A 14,763-nucleotide genomic window follows, 5' to 3' on the forward strand; every position below is an offset into this window, starting at 1 on the left:
GTACTCCCCCTATCCATACTGCGACACATTTTTTAAAAAGGGGACCAGGTCCACATTCCAGGGCAATAACGCGTCGAGTTTTTCTTGCGTATCCGCCTCGCCGATGTGATCCAGCACATACTGGATATACGCCGTCGGCTCTAACTGATTGGCCTTCGCCGTTTCGATCAAGGAATAACACCCGGCACTGGCGCTGGCGCCCTGCGAACTGTCGGCAAATAGCCATGCCTTGCGACCGACCGCAAACGGGCGGATGGCATTTTCCGCCAACGCATTGCTGATGTTCACCTGCCCATGATCGCAATAGCCTATCAATTCTGCCCAGTGGTTGAGCGTGTAGTCCATGGCCTGACGGGTCAGCGAGCCTTTCATTATCTTGCCGACATTCTGCTCCAGCCATAGTTTAAAGGCATTGAGCAACGGCAGGCTATATTGCTGACGGGCCAGGTATTTGTCCGCTTCACTGCGCCCCTGCAGGCTCCGTTCAATGCCATACAGTTTACCGATGTAGCCCAGCGCCACATCCGCTTTAGTGGGTTTGCCTTTGGCAGATTTTGCGCCCTTGGGGACCGCTTTGCCCGCTTCAATATATTTGCGCCGGGCATGATCCCAGCAGCCGATACGCACGAGATTGTTTTCACGGCACACCGCGTCATAACCGGCATAACCATCGGTTTGCAAAATACCGGTGAATCCCGCCAACAGGCGCACGGGAACACTACCCGCGCGGCTCGGGTCATACTCGAACAGCACTGAGGGTTTATCGGGGGGGCCACCGCGTATCACCCACATCCATTTGTCCGATTGGGCGGTTTTGCCTTCTTCTTTCAGCACCTGGATGCGGGACTCATCCATTTGCAGGTAACGGCCACTGTTTTGCACGTCACGCAACCTGGCCAGCAGCGGGGCAAATACCTTGGCTAACCGGATGATCCAGTGGGCCATATTGGTGCGGCCTACCGGGTGGCCACTGCGGGCAAGCATGTTTTCCAGGCGGTACAGCGGCAGCCCATCGGCATATTTGGCGACGATGATATAGGCCAGCAAGGCGGTGGTGGCAAAACATTTGCCCAGCGGATGGACCGGGCGGCGGGCCGCCACGATAAACTCCTCGCCATCGCGGTCAAACACCGCTTTTTCCTGCCAGTATTCGATGACTTTTAATTGGGCGGGAATAAACGCCAGCTCTTCTTTAACCTTGCTGAAGAAGGTGGCGCGGGCGCCGGCTTTTTCTTCGTCGGACAGGCACAACTCCACACGTTCACGCAGCAGGTTGGCGGAGAAACCGCGTTGGCGTTTTTGGGTGCCAGACGGCGGTGGGGGCGGCGATACGTCATCCGGCAGTTGAGCCAACAAGGACTCCATTGCCACGTCCAGTTCGGCTTCATCGAACAAGGCAATCTGGTCAGTATGCCGCTCACTGCTGGCGGCAAACTGTTGGGCTTTTTTGAGGCGGAGCAGTTCTTCGAGTAGGGCGATATAACATTCGCGATGTTGAAGCTGTTGCTGAAGTTCCTCGACCTGCGCCAGCAATTCAACCGCAGATAAACTGCGGTTGTCTGGGTTTTCGGCTGGCGGGAAAGTGGGCGTTTTCATGGTTAAATTATAACAAAAACAGCCACCTGATGCTTCCTGTTTCGACTAATTAACGCCATCATAATGCAGTTTTTTATGCCCATTGAGTAGACTGATATCGTAACCATCAAGCAGCCAGTTAATCTGCTCCCCGGTCAGGGGTAACAGGTCATCGGCCAGACTGGGCCATTTGAACTTCTCCTCTGCCAGCGCCTTGTAATAAAGGACAAAACCATTGTCTTCCCACATCAGACATTTGATTTTATTGCGCTGGCGGTTAGTAAAAGCATACAGCGCCCCGGTAAAAGGATCGTGTCCCAATTCCTGTTCTATCAGCGCCGCCAGCCCGTTGACCTGCTTGCGGAAATCGATGGGTGCGCGATAAAGAAAAATCTGTGGCATCGCCAGCGCCGGGCGTAAGTCACGGTTACGCATCAGAGTTGCCTGAGAATAGCGCCCAGCAGGGAAACATTGCGGTCATTAAGACCGGTGATCACCAGGCCATTGGGCAATGAGAGTGTCAGCTCGGTTGGGGTGTCGACGTGGGTGATGTCGGCGGTGACTTTGGCAAACCCTGGGGCCCGCGCTTGAGTCGGGTTATCGGTACAATATTTTTGCCGCCAGTAAACAAACTGGTGGTATGTCAGCTGCTGTTGCTGGCAGAAAACCTGGCCAGAAAGACCGGATGCTTGCCAGGTGGTGATCTGTTCGCGCCAATGCTCGGCCCGCTGTTGAGATGTCATGATTGCGCCTCGGTGTTTAGGGTAGGCAGCGGCAGTGTGGCGCAGTTAATCACTGAAAAAAAGATGCCGATTTAAGGGCGCTTACACATGATGCGCTTGGCGGGTTCTCTGACGCTGGGGACAATCCGGGCATCAGTTTTAATTCGTTCATTGTTGAGCAGCGATCGCCCTTCAGGGTTAACACAGGCCATTATCGAAGCTGGGAAAATTAATAAAACACTGTATCTGCTAAATTATATTGATGATGAGGATTACCGACGTCGCATTCTGACCCAACTCAACCGGGGAGAAAGCAGACATGCTGTCGCTAGAGCAATTTGTCACGGACAGAAAGGCGAGATCAGAAAACGCTATCAGGATGGGCAAGAGGAACAACTGGGCGCTCTGGGGCTGGTGACCAATGCCGTCGTGCTCTGGAATACCATTTATATGCAGGCGGCACTGGCACATTTACGTGATGGGGGCGAAGCCATTAATGAAGACGATGAGTTTCGGCTGTCACCACTGCGCCATGCGCATATTAATATGCTGGGTCACTATACATTCACGCTGGCAGAACAGGTAACAAAAGGACAGCTAAGGCCACTTAAGCAAGCGGAAGAGAGCGATGAATGGCCTTTATAATTATCTTTCGTCATGGCAGCGAAAACACCATTCTGGTTAAAAAATATACTTAACGTGCGTTTTCGTACGGTTGGGCTTCAGACCCCATTAATCAACGGAGAGCAGGTCGCTTCCTGTAAACGAAGATGAAAGTATTATATAAAACAATTAATTAAGAACACATGCTAAAAGAAATCATCGCTAAATGGTCATAATGATTCCCTTTGGGATGGGCACTATAATCCTCTGACTTTGAAATCATTGCCACTCGCTTTATATACCAATTAATGCGCTGAATCCCACTGGGATACATGTTCGTATCCTGCTATGAATTCCAGCATAATTTCGCTTGCGGGTAATATGGCATTCAACAACCCAACATTCTGACCAACTACCACACTTCCATTGACAATATCTCCCTCGACAGCAGCCTTGTGAAGCGACCCCTTACCCAGTTCACGGATGTGTTCGCAGGCATCAGCAAGGGGAAATTCCCGTTCCAGTCTTAACATTTCGTCTGTCAGATGATTTCTGATACCACGTACACCATCACTTGCACAGACACCAGTAAGTACAGTGTCTCCTTCTTTTGCCGAGATGATTGCATTTTTGTAATTTATGTGAACAGGGCACTCTTCAGCGAGAAGAAAACGGCTGCCAATCTCAACGCCTGACGCACCAAGCATAAATGAAGCGGCGACACCTCGACGATCAGCTATACCACTGGAATTGATGACAGGAATGGAAACGGCATCGGCGACTTGTGGAATCAGCGAGAATGTACCTGTAAAATCGAAAATATGTCCGCCACCATCACTTCCCTTGACTGATATGAAATCAATCCCAGCGGATTTGAAAAAAATCGCCTCTTCGACGGAGGATACCTTTCCGATGGTTGTTACTCCGTGGCTTTTGAGTTTGTCTACGTAATATGGGATTGTATTAAAGAAATCAGGCGATGTTTCAAGTTCGATGACCTTAACATTCTCACTCAGACAGATCTCAAGTAACTTATTGGCAATGGGCAACGCTGTGATAATGTTAAAACCGAACGGCGCATTAGTCATCGCTTGTGCCAAATGAATCTCTTTAACTACAACTTCTGGGGGACAAAACCCCAACCCCATAATCCCTAATCCACCGGCATTAGATACGCTGGCGGCAAGTTTACTGTCAGATGCCCAGGCCATAGGACCTTGTATTATTGGGTAACGAATACCTAACTTTTCACATATTTGATTGTTCATATAAAACCCAACCCGCGTAAACGGCCTTATTTTTAATAAAAATTTAACGACATGTCAGCTAATACATCAGGAAGCAGCGAGGCACCGACGCCCTTCTCATAATCTACATAATTACAAAGAACTGAGATGTACCACTTGTGCCCTTATATTTGGCAATCTGATTTGCGGTATTAAAAAGTATTAACTTTGTTAATTAAAAGGTGTTGTTATGTTGATTGAAGTTGATTTCACATTTCATTACTTGCTAATAGACAATATCAGTCAAGCAGAGTGGATGGTGAATCGTCACGGATAATCTAAATAGCTATATGGACACCTCCCCGATATAAGTACGGGCAGATCTTTTTCTGACAAAGTAGCCACACACATATATCCGGCTTCGTGAGCCCTGATGAACATCCGTACTCTCTGCCCTCATTAGTGCCATATTCGGTCGTTCATGATTATAAAACCACTGCCATTGCGTCGCGTATTCCTGCAATTCATTAAGTGATGAAAACAGATAACGGTTTCCTGAAGAATTTTAAGAATATGGTGCGAGGTGATTTCCCTGATAGGGAGTATGCCGATGGTAGGGAAAACCACACGCTCAAGCATATTAAGTAGGCGCGTTTTGGTGATGTCGGCCCAATCTTTCATCGGCAGCCACTCTTTGGCGATAAGCTCAAAGGTGTTGGATGCGTCGTTGACCTTGCGGATCTTATCTAACTTTGATTGTGCTTCTACGAGTTAATCTGAGACGTCATAAAAACAAAAATCCACGCAATTGCATGGATTTTATAGGGTTTGTCAGTCTTCATGAGATGCGTTGAGATCCCATGAGACAACACATTTTATTTAGACGTTGAACAGGAAGTTCATAACATCGCCATCTTTAACGATATATTCCTTGCCTTCGGCGCGCATTTTGCCGGCTTCTTTCGCGCCTTGTTCACCCTTATAAGTGATGAAATCCTCATAAGAAATCGTCTGAGCGCGGATAAAGCCTTTTTCGAAATCAGTATGAATTTTACCGGCTGCCTGCGGAGCCGTCGCACCGACAGGAATAGTCCAGGCGCGAACTTCCTTTACACCAGCCGTGAAATAGGTCTGTAGGTCGAGGAGTTCGTAACCAGCACGGATAACGCGGTTGAGTCCCGGTTCTTCCAGGCCCAGTTCAGCCATAAATTCATCGCGTTCGTCATCATCGAGTTCAGCAATATCGGATTCCACTGCCGCACAGACAGGCACCACGACAGAACCCTCTTTTTCCGCAATCTCACGAACTTGATCAAGATACGGGTTGTTTTCAAAACCATCTTCGTTGACGTTAGCGATGTACATGGTGGGTTTCAGCGTCAGGAAACTCAGATAGCGGATAGCCGCTTTCTCTTCCGTGCTCAGATCCAACGCCCGTAACATTTTTGCGTTTTCCAACTGTGGTAAGCATTTTTCCAGTGCTGACAGCTCGACTTTTGCGTCTTTATCGCCACCTTTGGCTTTTTTCTGTACGCGGTGAATCGCACGTTCACACGTATCCAGATCTGACAGCGCCAGCTCGGTGTTAATGGTGTCAATGTCGTCAGCGGGATTCACTTTTCCTGAAACGTGAATGATATTGTCATTTTCGAAGCAGCGGACTACGTGACCAATGGCTTCAGTTTCACGGATATTCGTCAGGAACTGGTTTCCCAGGCCTTCACCTTTTGATGCGCCTTTTACCAACCCGGCGATATCAACGAATTCCATCGTTGTTGGAAGTATTCGTTGAGGTTTTACGATCTCTGCCAGTTTCTCCAGACGCGGATCCGGCATTGGCACTACGCCGGTATTTGGCTCGATGGTACAAAACGGGAAGTTGGCCGCTTCGATACCGGCTTTGGTCAGCGCATTGAACAGTGTGGATTTACCGACGTTAGGCAGCCCAACAATACCGCATTTGAATCCCATGTTTATATCACCTTAAATAACTTATTAATCAGGCCATTAGATTCATTGGCCTGTCAAAATGAAAATATTCCGGCCAATTATACACATAATGATGCTTTAACTCGATCTGCCGTCATCATGCCGTATGACTATAATGACGCTTTAAAGGCGTGCAGACGGTTCATTGCTTTGGTCATGTTTTCTTTCAACAGAATATCCGTGCAGTAGATAGCTTCGTCAATCGCCTGATCAATCAGCGACTGTTCACTGACAGGCGGCTTGCCAAGAACAAAACCAACCACTTTATTTTTATCACCCGGATGGCCAATACCGATCCGTAAACGGTGGAAATTGGGATTGTTTCCCAACTTATTGATAATGTCTTTCAAACCGTTATGACCACCATGGCCGCCACCTAGTTTCAGTTTGGCTATCCCTGGCAATAAATCCAGTTCGTCATGGGCGACCAGAATTTCATCTGGTTGAATGCGATAAAACGTTGCCATCGCTGTAACCGCTTTGCCACTCAAGTTCATGAAAGTGGTAGGTACCAATAAGCGGATGTCGTGCCCGGCAAGTATCAGACGTGAGGTGTAACCGAAGAACTTGCTTTCTTCTTTGAGTGGCTGCCGGTGGGATTTTGCCAGACGGTCAACGTACCAGGCGCCAGCGTTATGACGGGTCGCAGCATATTCAGCGCCCGGATTTGCCAGCCCCACAATGAGTTTGATGCTGCTCACAATACAGTTCCAGATTACGCGTTACATACCGTAACGCAGAGTAAAGTCACTAAAACGGGTGCGTTAGTTTACACGGACAACCTGGCAATCACCAAGTATCGGCGATGTTTGCAAGAGAAAGAAGCGAAGCGCAGGGATAAGCGAGTAATTGAGCATAACCTGCGTGCCTGCAACTTGATAGATGGCGGGTATCGATTGGTTATTATTGACCTGTGTTTATTGTTTAACATGTGTACGGAATTTGTTTTTTATCTGTGACCTTTCACTCAATGTCAATAGGGATAATGTCTATAATTATAAAGAATAGTAATGGAATGCAGCGACATCCTCATTATTTCCACAGATATTTCTGGAGGTGAAATATGAAACATAAACATTCTGTAGCTGTAGGTAACATATTTATGGGGTTGGGTATGCTACTGATGATCCTGGGGATCGCTTATTCTATCATTGGTCAGTTGCCTAAGTTGGATTTGCCCGGCGCCTCAAATTACGTTGAACTGATAGCTATTTTCGTCGGAGCCATTTTATGGTTGGTGGGGGCGCGTATCAGTGGCAGAGAGCATGTGGCTGACCGCTATTGGTGGGTAAAGCATTTTGATAAACGTTGCCGCCGGCAAAATCATTAATCATGGTAATAAAATCATGTTGAGTGTGAGGTAATAAAAACCGGCAAGACTATAACGGTTCTTTATTGTCTCTCTATTTTTAGTATTTTGGGTTGTTGCTTTTTTCTTTACAGCCTTACAGCCAATTACATCGTTTAGTAGCTTATTGAAAATAATTAAAAAAACAAAAACGCCACCGATAAATTGGTAGCGTTTTTTTCTGCTTATCGTGTTGTGTGACTTAATGTTCAAACATGGCAGAAATAGATTCTTCATTACTAATACGGCGAATCGCTTCCGCCAACATGCCAGACAGCGTCAACATGCGTACATTCGGTAACGATTTGATTTTGTCAGTCAACGGGATGGTATCGCAGACAATAACTTCATCAATAACCGAATTCTTGATGTTGTCATAGGCATTGCCGGAGAAAATTGGGTGCGTAGCGTAAGCAAATACACGCTTGGCGCCGCGTTCCTTCAGAGCTTCGGCTGCTTTGCACAGTGTTCCTCCAGTGTCGATCATGTCGTCAACCAGGATGCAGTCACGACCGGCGACGTCACCGATGATGTGCATTACCTGGGAAACATTAGCGCGCGGACGACGCTTGTCGATGATAGCCATGTCGGTATCGTTCAGCAGTTTGGCGATAGCGCGGGCACGTACCACACCACCAATATCCGGAGAAACCACAATAGGATTATTCAGATCCTGTTGCAGCATATCTTCCAGAAGGATCGGGCTACCGAAAACATTATCCACAGGGACATCAAAGAAACCTTGGATCTGTTCAGCGTGAAGATCAACCGTAAGTACCCGGTCAACACCTACGCTAGAGAGAAAGTCGGCAACCACTTTGGCTGTAATCGGCACACGGGCAGAACGTACACGACGGTCTTGGCGCGCATATCCGAAGTAGGGAATAACCGCAGTGATACGTCCCGCAGAAGCGCGGCGCAGGGCATCGACCATGACAACCAGTTCCATCAGGTTATCATTGGTGGGTGCACAGGTGGACTGGATGATGAATATATCACCACCGCGTACATTTTCGTTAATTTGCACGCTGACTTCACCGTCACTAAAACGACCAACAGCGGCGTCGCCAAGGCTAGTGTACAAACGGTTGGCAATACGTTGTGCTAGTTCCGGGATGGCGTTACCAGCAAAAAGCTTCATATCAGGCACGAGAAGAACCTCAGGCTTGCGTCCAGAGAAATACCATATCGGCGTGAAACCGGGGTGCATGCCACGCAGATACAATATGCATACGGGTGTAGGAATAAAGGCGTTAAAAGACCACTGATGCCGGTGGTTTTTTAGCGACCCTCGAGTTGCCCGGAAAGCGTGCGTTGCAAAGGTGAAATGTTAACACCTTGTGCGACAAAGCCATTCAGCCATCCCGGGGCCCGGTCAAGCACCTGACGAGCAGCAGACTCAGTGTCGAATTCAGCAAACACACAAGCACCAGTGCCAGTCAGGCGCGCCGGGGCGTATTCTAACAGCCATGAAAGTAGCTGTTCAACCTCACGAAAACGTTTTCTTGCAATAGGTTCACAATCATTGACGAAAGTCTGCTTTAACCGTACCTCCAGCGGACAAACGGGAGAGTCACGTTTTAGGTCAGGATCGTTGAAAATGAGTGGTGTAGGAATATTAATGCCCGGGTGAGCGACCAAATACCATTTTTCCGGCGGTGACGCGGGGGTGAGTTTTTCTCCTACACCTTCAGCAAAAGCGGCATAACCGTGAACAAAGACTGGCACATCTGCTCCCAGCGTCAAGCCAATCTCTGCCAGCGTAGTGCGATTTAATCCACATTGCCATAGATGGTTTAGTGCCACCAGGATAGTGGCGGCATTGGATGAACCGCCACCCAGTCCGCCACCCATAGGCAGCCGTTTTTCAATGGCGATATCGGCTCCCGCCACGGGCAGTCCATGTCGTTGACCGTAACGTTGTAACAGGGTTGCCGCACGGATTATCAGATTTTGCTCGTCCGGTACCCCGATAATTGGGGTGAGGAGCTTAATAAGGCCATCCTGACGTGGCGTAATGGTGACAGTGTCACCATAATTCAGAAATTGAAACAAAGTTTGTAGATTATGATAGCCATCGGCACGCCGTCCGGTGATGTACAGAAACAAATTTAGCTTGGCGGGGGAAGGCCATTGATTATCCAGTGAATATGTCACTTACTGAACCGTCCAGTTATCCATCTTGAGTTTGATGCGTTGTTCACCTTGTGTCAGTTCCAGACTTTGTGGCAACGGCGGAATGCTGTCTTGCATATACCCCAGGTAAGTGACATTCCAGCGTTGATTCCCCTGATGATACGTGAGGTTACGCAGCAGGTAATGATCATCCAGTGAATAATCCTGGGCATCTCCCGGGATACCGAGCATCCATTGACGCAGACTGTCGAGCGGAATCGCCATGCCTGTCAGTTGCTGTACCATATATTCCGCATCTTTCCCTACATAGCGCTTACCTTGATTGTCGATAATCTGCACATTTTCAGGTTGAGCTCTCAGTTCCAGCTCGGTGCTACCCAACGGGCTGGTCAGTAGCAGGCGATAGCGTTGAGGTGAGAATTGCTGCAGGAAGAATCGGGCATAAAGTTTCTTCCTATTAGAGATATAGGCAAAGGATCCGCGTGTTTGATATTGGGTCAAATGCTGTACCTTGCTCAGGTGATCCTGCCACTGAGGTGAGGTCGGGCTTTTACCCGGAACGTTGGGTTGAGTAAGGCTACAGGCTGTCAGTAATAGACAGGCCAATGGCAGTAACCGCAGGCAACGGACGGGTTTTATGGTCATATTACTATTGTCCTATAAAGCATGATGGATTCATAACAATGCGTCACGCTAACGGGCTTGGTCCTCAGCGTCAATCATTGTTATTTTTCCCGTCAGATACAATTTCGAATAACGAGAGGCATATAGTGTCGCTTTTCTTGCTTGTCTGCATCAAGTAGAATGCTTAACAGATGAAACCCATACTAACATCGGTATTACTCAGAACTATCCATGACCCTGCTTGCGCTTGGTATTAATCATAAAACTGCACCTGTTTCTCTGCGAGAACGTGTAGCCTTCTCGCCAGATACTCTGGGGCAGGCGTTACATAGCCTGTTACAGCAACCGCTGGTGCAGGGAGGCGTGCTGCTGTCTACCTGCAACCGTACCGAGTTATATCTCAGTGTCGAGGATCGGGAAAACCAGCGGGAACAGTTAGTCAACTGGTTATGTGAATACCACCGGCTAGACCGGGATGATGTGCAAAAAAGTGTCTACTGGCATGAAAACAATGCTGCAGTCAGTCATCTGATGCGCGTCGCCAGCGGATTGGACTCCCTGGTGTTGGGTGAGCCACAAATTCTGGGCCAGGTGAAAAAGGCGTTTGCAGAATCACAGCGTAAACACTCTCTTTCTGGTGAACTTGAACGGTTATTTCAAAAATCCTTTACCGTAGCAAAACGAGTGCGTACCGAAACGGATATCGGTAGCAGTGCTGTGTCTGTCGCATTTGCTGCCTGTACGCTGGCCCGTCAGATTTTCGAATCACTGGCTGAGGTCAATGTTATGCTGGTGGGGGCGGGAGAAACTATTGAGCTGGTTGCCCGCCATCTGCGAGAGCATCGGGTAAAACGCATGGTTATTGCCAATCGTACTCGTGAGCGGGCCCAGGCATTGGCTAATGAAGTGGGGGCGGAAGTTATTACACTGGCGGAATTGGGTGAACAGTTGGCGTATGCCGATATCGTAATCACTTCCACGGCCAGTACGCTGCCAATCATTGGCAAAGGCATGATGGAAAGAACACTAAAGGCGCGACGTAACCAGCCCATGTTGATGGTGGATATTGCTGTTCCGCGAGATATCGAGCCGGAAGTAGGGAAACTGCCCAATATCTATCTTTACAGTGTGGACGACCTGCAAGCGATTATTCAGCATAACCTGGCGCAGCGTAAGGCTGCCGCCGTTCAGGCTGAGTCTATTGTTCAACAGGAAAGTTCAGAGTTTATGGCCTGGCTGCGGGCGCAGTCGGCTGTTGAAACCATTCGTGATTATCGAGCTCAGGCAGATAGCCTGCGTGCAGAAATGACAATGAAAGCCATGGTGGCAATTCAACAAGGCGGCGATGTTGAATCCATTGTGCAGGAATTGACATACCGCCTGACAAATCGCCTGATTCATGCTCCTACCAAATCTCTCCAGCAGGCTGCTCGCGATGGTGATCTGGATCGTTTGCAGATTTTGCGTGACAGCCTCGGACTGGATTAGCATTCTTTTCTCTTTATATTCAAACAGGATTTAACATCACGCATGAAGCCTTCTATTGTTGCCAAACTGGAAGCGTTACAAGAGCGCCATGAAGAACTCCAGGCGTTGCTTGGTGAACCTACTGTTACTGCCGATATGGATCGTTTCCGGACGTTATCCCGTGAGTATGCGCAGCTTACGGATATTACTCGTTGTTTTCAGCGTTGGCAGCAAGCGCAGGACGATGTCGCCACAGCGGAAATGATGCTGGACGATCCGGAAATGCGAGAAATGGCACAGGAAGAACTTAGAGACGCAAAAGTTTCAGGTGAAGTAATGGAACAAGAGTTGCAAGTTCTGCTCCTGCCCAAGGATCCTGATGATGAACGTGGCTGTTTTCTGGAAATTCGAGCAGGTACTGGTGGTGACGAAGCCGCGCTTTTTGCTGGTGATTTATTCCGCATGTACAGCCGCTACGCTGAGTCATGCCGTTGGAAAGTGGAAATCATGAGCGCCAGTGACGGCGAGCATGGCGGCTATAAAGAAGTGATTGCCAAGGTTATTGGCGAGGGAGCATACGGACAACTGAAGTTTGAGTCTGGTGGACATCGCGTGCAACGGGTTCCTGCCACAGAATCTCAGGGCCGTATTCATACGTCGGCCTGCACCGTGGCGGTTATGCCGGAAGTTCCAGAGGCCGAGCTGCCGGAAATCAGCCCGTCGGATCTACGCATCGATACTTTCCGTTCTTCAGGAGCGGGTGGGCAGCACGTCAACACGACAGATTCCGCTATCCGTATTACGCATATTCCGACCGGTATCGTGGTGGAATGTCAGGATGAACGTTCACAACATAAAAATAAAGCCAAGGCGTTGTCAGTGTTGGGTGCCCGTATTCGTGCTGCTGAAATGCAGAAACGCCATCAGGAAGAGGCTTCCACGCGACGAAATCTGCTGGGGAGCGGCGATCGTTCAGATCGAATCCGGACGTATAACTTCCCGCAGGGAAGGGTGACCGATCATCGCATCAACCTGACGTTATATCGTTTGGATGAAGCGATGGAAGGCAAGCTGGAAATGCTGATTCAGCCGATTGTGCAGGAGTATCAGGCTGACCAGTTGGCTGCGCTTTCAGAGCAAGAGTAATGGATTATCAATGCTGGCTGGCTCAGGCCATCGCACAACTCTCGGGTAGTGAAAGTCCGAAGCGGGATGCGGAGATTTTACTTGGTTTCGTCACTGGCAAGCGGCAGACATTTTTACTGGCTTTTGGTGAAACCCAATTGACAATAGAACAGCACCAGCGGTTGGATATGCTACTGGCTCGACGGGTAAAAGGTGAACCGATTGCTTATCTGACCGGCGAGAAGGAGTTTTGGTCATTGCCGCTGTCCGTTTCACCAGCCACGCTGATTCCTCGGCCAGATACAGAATGTCTGGTGGAGCAGGCTTTACGATATTTGCCTGCTACTCCGTCATCCATTCTGGATCTCGGTACTGGTACGGGTGCTATTGCGCTGGCTATAGCCAGTGAGCGTCCAGATTGCGATATTATCGGTATTGATATTCAACCAGAAGCTGTTGTGTTAGCCCAACATAATGCTGTGCGTCTGGGGCTGACGAATTGTCGGTTTTTAACCGGGAACTGGTTTTCCCCTCTTACGTCTCAACAATTCACGTTGATTGCCAGCAACCCACCTTATATCGATGCATCGGATCATCATCTCGCTGAGGGTGATGTCCGATTTGAACCTGCCAGTGCATTGGTGGCAACCGAATCGGGCATGGCTGATTTACGTATCATCATCAAGCGTTCGATAAATTTTCTGCAGGAAGATGGATGGTTACTACTGGAGCATGGTTGGCAACAGGGTGAAGCCGTGCGTCAACTTTTACAACAACAAGGTTTTTGTCAGATCGTTACCTGTCGGGATTATGGAGGCAATGAACGGGTTTCGCTTGGTCAATGGACAAAGCAGGATACTAACGCATTATCGTCTGCCATTGTGTAGCTGCATTATTCTGCTGGTGGTTACGCATTTTATCTGTTTTCCGTTGGCGAAAGCTGGCTGACGAAAAAACGGTTTGGCATTATTATTGACATTCCTTTGGCGCTATGGCGCGGAAGGTCACGCCTATACGGATCAAAATCCGCTGCTGGCGTTCGTAACTCACCTTGGTGACCTGTTCCCGATTATTCGGGTGCCGCTTATCAAGTTACCTGTGCTGATGGAATACCTATGAGTTCTATTGCTGATTTTGAATTCAACCGTTCACAGTTAAGTGAAGGCGTTATTTTAGTTTCTCAGGCCATACGTCGTGATTTCCCCACACAGCGTGTGCGACACGATCTACAACAGTTGGTTGATGAGGCCAGGAAAGTCATTCCTGAAAACCTGGATCATGATCAACGGCTTGAAAAGCTCATCGTGCTTTTCTTCAAAACCTGGGGCTTTGGTGGCGCTGGCGGAGTGTACTGCCTGTCTGATGTCTTGTGGTTGGATAAAGTGCTTGAGTCTCGCCAGGGGATGCCTGTCTCTTTGGGGATTGTTTTCCTGCATATTGCTCACCAGTTGGCGCTTCCATTGATGCCGGTCGTTTTTCCCACCCAGTTGATTCTGCGCGCTGATTGGCTGGATGAGGAAATGTGGCTGATCAATCCATTGAATGGCGACACGCTCAATGAACATGTGCTGGAAGTCTGGCTAAAAGGCAACATCGGACCTTCTGCCAAGTTGATCGATGAAGATCTCGACGAAGCAGAAAATATCATGATTGTCAGAAAAATGCTGGATACGCTGAAAGCGGCTCTGATGGAAGAAAAACAAATGGAACTGGCGTTACGCGCCAGCGAAGCTGCATTGCAGTTTGACCCGGAAGACCCTTACGAAATTCGTGATCGCGGATTGATTTATGCTCAGTTGGATTGTGATCACATTGCGATTTCCGATCTGAACTATTTTGTCGAGCAATGCCCGGAAGACCCGGTGAGTGAGATGATCAAGATTCAGATTCATTCTATTGAGCAAAAGCAGATAGTGTTGCATTAATCGCTGTTTTTTGATTTATCCGA

General features: G+C 48.6%; 14 protein-coding genes and 2 pseudogenes. 6 read left to right on the forward strand and 10 right to left on the reverse strand.

Annotated elements, in window-relative coordinates:
* Positions 1–9 precede the first annotated feature (9 nt).
* Genes tnpC through tnpA form a run of 3 tightly spaced genes read right to left on the reverse strand, consistent with a single transcriptional unit; the run spans position 10 to position 2,318 of the window.
* Entirely contained in the window at positions 10–1,596 is a 1,587-nt protein-coding gene (gene tnpC / locus RS889_RS10880; RefSeq protein ID WP_315710706.1) for an IS66 family transposase, read from the reverse strand.
* A 45-nt stretch (positions 1,597–1,641) separates the two neighbouring features.
* Positions 1,642–2,010 carry an IS66 family insertion sequence element accessory protein TnpB gene (gene tnpB / locus RS889_RS10885; RefSeq protein WP_290180505.1) on the reverse strand — a complete coding sequence of 123 codons (369 nt, stop codon included), beginning with the start codon at positions 2,008–2,010 and terminating at the stop codon, positions 1,642–1,644.
* Complete coding sequence (tnpA, locus tag RS889_RS10890) at positions 2,010–2,318, reverse strand: IS66 family insertion sequence element accessory protein TnpA (protein ID WP_315707813.1); 309 nt, start codon at positions 2,316–2,318, stop codon at positions 2,010–2,012. Before tnpA ends, tnpB begins: the two co-directional genes overlap by 1 nt.
* Positions 2,319–2,405: 87 nt before the next feature.
* Between tnpA and RS889_RS10895 the strand changes: the two are divergent.
* Positions 2,406–2,942, forward strand: a pseudogene (locus RS889_RS10895) (Tn3 family transposase); the annotation flags it as partial.
* Positions 2,943–3,205: 263 nt separating this feature from the next.
* Here the strand turns inward: RS889_RS10895 and RS889_RS10900 are convergent.
* From RS889_RS10900 to pth, 4 genes and pseudogenes are all read right to left on the reverse strand, one after another.
* On the reverse strand, positions 3,206–4,168 hold the full coding sequence (locus RS889_RS10900; protein WP_315710707.1) for an NAD(P)H-dependent flavin oxidoreductase: 963 nt from the start codon (positions 4,166–4,168) through the stop codon (positions 3,206–3,208).
* A 507-nt stretch (positions 4,169–4,675) separates the two neighbouring features.
* Positions 4,676–4,879 (reverse strand): annotated as a pseudogene (locus RS889_RS10905) (phage integrase central domain-containing protein); the annotation flags it as partial.
* A gap of 126 nt (positions 4,880–5,005) precedes the next feature.
* On the reverse strand, positions 5,006–6,097 hold the full coding sequence (gene ychF / locus RS889_RS10910; protein ID WP_315710709.1) for a redox-regulated ATPase YchF: 1,092 nt from the start codon (positions 6,095–6,097) through the stop codon (positions 5,006–5,008).
* A gap of 128 nt (positions 6,098–6,225) precedes the next feature.
* Positions 6,226–6,816 carry an aminoacyl-tRNA hydrolase gene (gene pth / locus RS889_RS10915; protein WP_315710711.1) on the reverse strand — a complete coding sequence of 197 codons (591 nt, stop codon included), beginning with the start codon at positions 6,814–6,816 and terminating at the stop codon, positions 6,226–6,228.
* Between the two features lie 362 nt (positions 6,817–7,178).
* On the opposite strand from pth, the gene ychH reads away from it, so the two are divergent.
* Positions 7,179–7,445, forward strand: coding sequence for a stress-induced protein YchH (ychH, locus tag RS889_RS10920; protein ID WP_315710713.1), 267 nt, complete (start codon positions 7,179–7,181; stop codon positions 7,443–7,445).
* 220 nt (positions 7,446–7,665) lie between these two features.
* On the opposite strand, the gene prs is transcribed toward ychH, so the two are convergent.
* The 3 genes from prs to lolB all read right to left on the reverse strand — a co-directional run bounded on the left by prs (position 7,666) and on the right by lolB (position 10,244).
* Complete coding sequence (prs, locus tag RS889_RS10925) at positions 7,666–8,613, reverse strand: ribose-phosphate diphosphokinase (protein ID WP_021016081.1); 948 nt, start codon at positions 8,611–8,613, stop codon at positions 7,666–7,668.
* Positions 8,614–8,744: 131 nt separating this feature from the next.
* Positions 8,745–9,608, reverse strand: a complete 864-nt coding sequence (gene ispE / locus RS889_RS10930; protein ID WP_315711009.1) for a 4-(cytidine 5'-diphospho)-2-C-methyl-D-erythritol kinase — start codon at positions 9,606–9,608, stop codon at positions 8,745–8,747.
* Between the two features lie 12 nt (positions 9,609–9,620).
* The gene (lolB, locus tag RS889_RS10935; RefSeq protein WP_315710715.1) at positions 9,621–10,244 is read right to left on the reverse strand and encodes a lipoprotein insertase outer membrane protein LolB; all 624 of its coding nucleotides are present in this window, start codon (positions 10,242–10,244) and stop codon (positions 9,621–9,623) included.
* 210 nt (positions 10,245–10,454) lie between these two features.
* On the opposite strand from lolB, the gene hemA reads away from it, so the two are divergent.
* From hemA to sirB1, 4 genes are all read left to right on the forward strand, one after another.
* Complete coding sequence (gene hemA, locus RS889_RS10940) at positions 10,455–11,711, forward strand: glutamyl-tRNA reductase (RefSeq protein WP_315710716.1); 1,257 nt, start codon at positions 10,455–10,457, stop codon at positions 11,709–11,711.
* A 42-nt stretch (positions 11,712–11,753) separates the two neighbouring features.
* A complete protein-coding gene (prfA, locus tag RS889_RS10945) occupies positions 11,754–12,836 on the forward strand; it encodes a peptide chain release factor 1 (protein ID WP_021016077.1) in 1,083 nt (360 codons plus the stop codon).
* Positions 12,836–13,702, forward strand: a complete 867-nt coding sequence (prmC, locus tag RS889_RS10950) for a peptide chain release factor N(5)-glutamine methyltransferase (RefSeq protein WP_315710718.1) — start codon at positions 12,836–12,838, stop codon at positions 13,700–13,702. Before prfA ends, prmC begins: the two co-directional genes overlap by 1 nt.
* A gap of 228 nt (positions 13,703–13,930) precedes the next feature.
* Positions 13,931–14,740 (forward strand): invasion regulator SirB1, encoded by an 810-nt coding sequence (gene sirB1, locus RS889_RS10955; protein ID WP_315710719.1) that lies wholly within the window; start codon positions 13,931–13,933, stop codon positions 14,738–14,740.
* The last annotated feature ends 23 nt before the right edge of the window (positions 14,741–14,763 follow it).

Source organism: Brenneria uluponensis, assembly GCF_032395385.1.
In the GTDB taxonomy this organism is placed as follows: Bacteria; Pseudomonadota; Gammaproteobacteria; order Enterobacterales; family Enterobacteriaceae; genus Prodigiosinella; species Prodigiosinella aquatilis.

Excerpts from the sequence above, each read along its gene's own strand:
- tnpC (WP_315710706.1), bottom strand. The coding sequence starts at position 1,596 with ATGAAAACGCCCACTTTCCCGCCAGCCGAAAACCCAGACAACCGCAGT.
- tnpB (WP_290180505.1), bottom strand. The coding sequence starts at position 2,010 with ATGCGTAACCGTGACTTACGCCCGGCGCTGGCGATGCCACAGATTTTT.
- tnpA (WP_315707813.1), bottom strand. The coding sequence starts at position 2,318 with ATGACATCTCAACAGCGGGCCGAGCATTGGCGCGAACAGATCACCACC.
- RS889_RS10900 (WP_315710707.1), bottom strand. The coding sequence starts at position 4,168 with ATGAACAATCAAATATGTGAAAAGTTAGGTATTCGTTACCCAATAATA.
- ychF (WP_315710709.1), bottom strand. The coding sequence starts at position 6,097 with ATGGGATTCAAATGCGGTATTGTTGGGCTGCCTAACGTCGGTAAATCC.
- ychH (WP_315710713.1), top strand. The coding sequence starts at position 7,179 with ATGAAACATAAACATTCTGTAGCTGTAGGTAACATATTTATGGGGTTG.
- lolB (WP_315710715.1), bottom strand. The coding sequence starts at position 10,244 with ATGACCATAAAACCCGTCCGTTGCCTGCGGTTACTGCCATTGGCCTGT.
- hemA (WP_315710716.1), top strand. The coding sequence starts at position 10,455 with ATGACCCTGCTTGCGCTTGGTATTAATCATAAAACTGCACCTGTTTCT.
- prfA (WP_021016077.1), top strand. The coding sequence starts at position 11,754 with ATGAAGCCTTCTATTGTTGCCAAACTGGAAGCGTTACAAGAGCGCCAT.
- prmC (WP_315710718.1), top strand. The coding sequence starts at position 12,836 with ATGGATTATCAATGCTGGCTGGCTCAGGCCATCGCACAACTCTCGGGT.
- sirB1 (WP_315710719.1), top strand. The coding sequence starts at position 13,931 with ATGAGTTCTATTGCTGATTTTGAATTCAACCGTTCACAGTTAAGTGAA.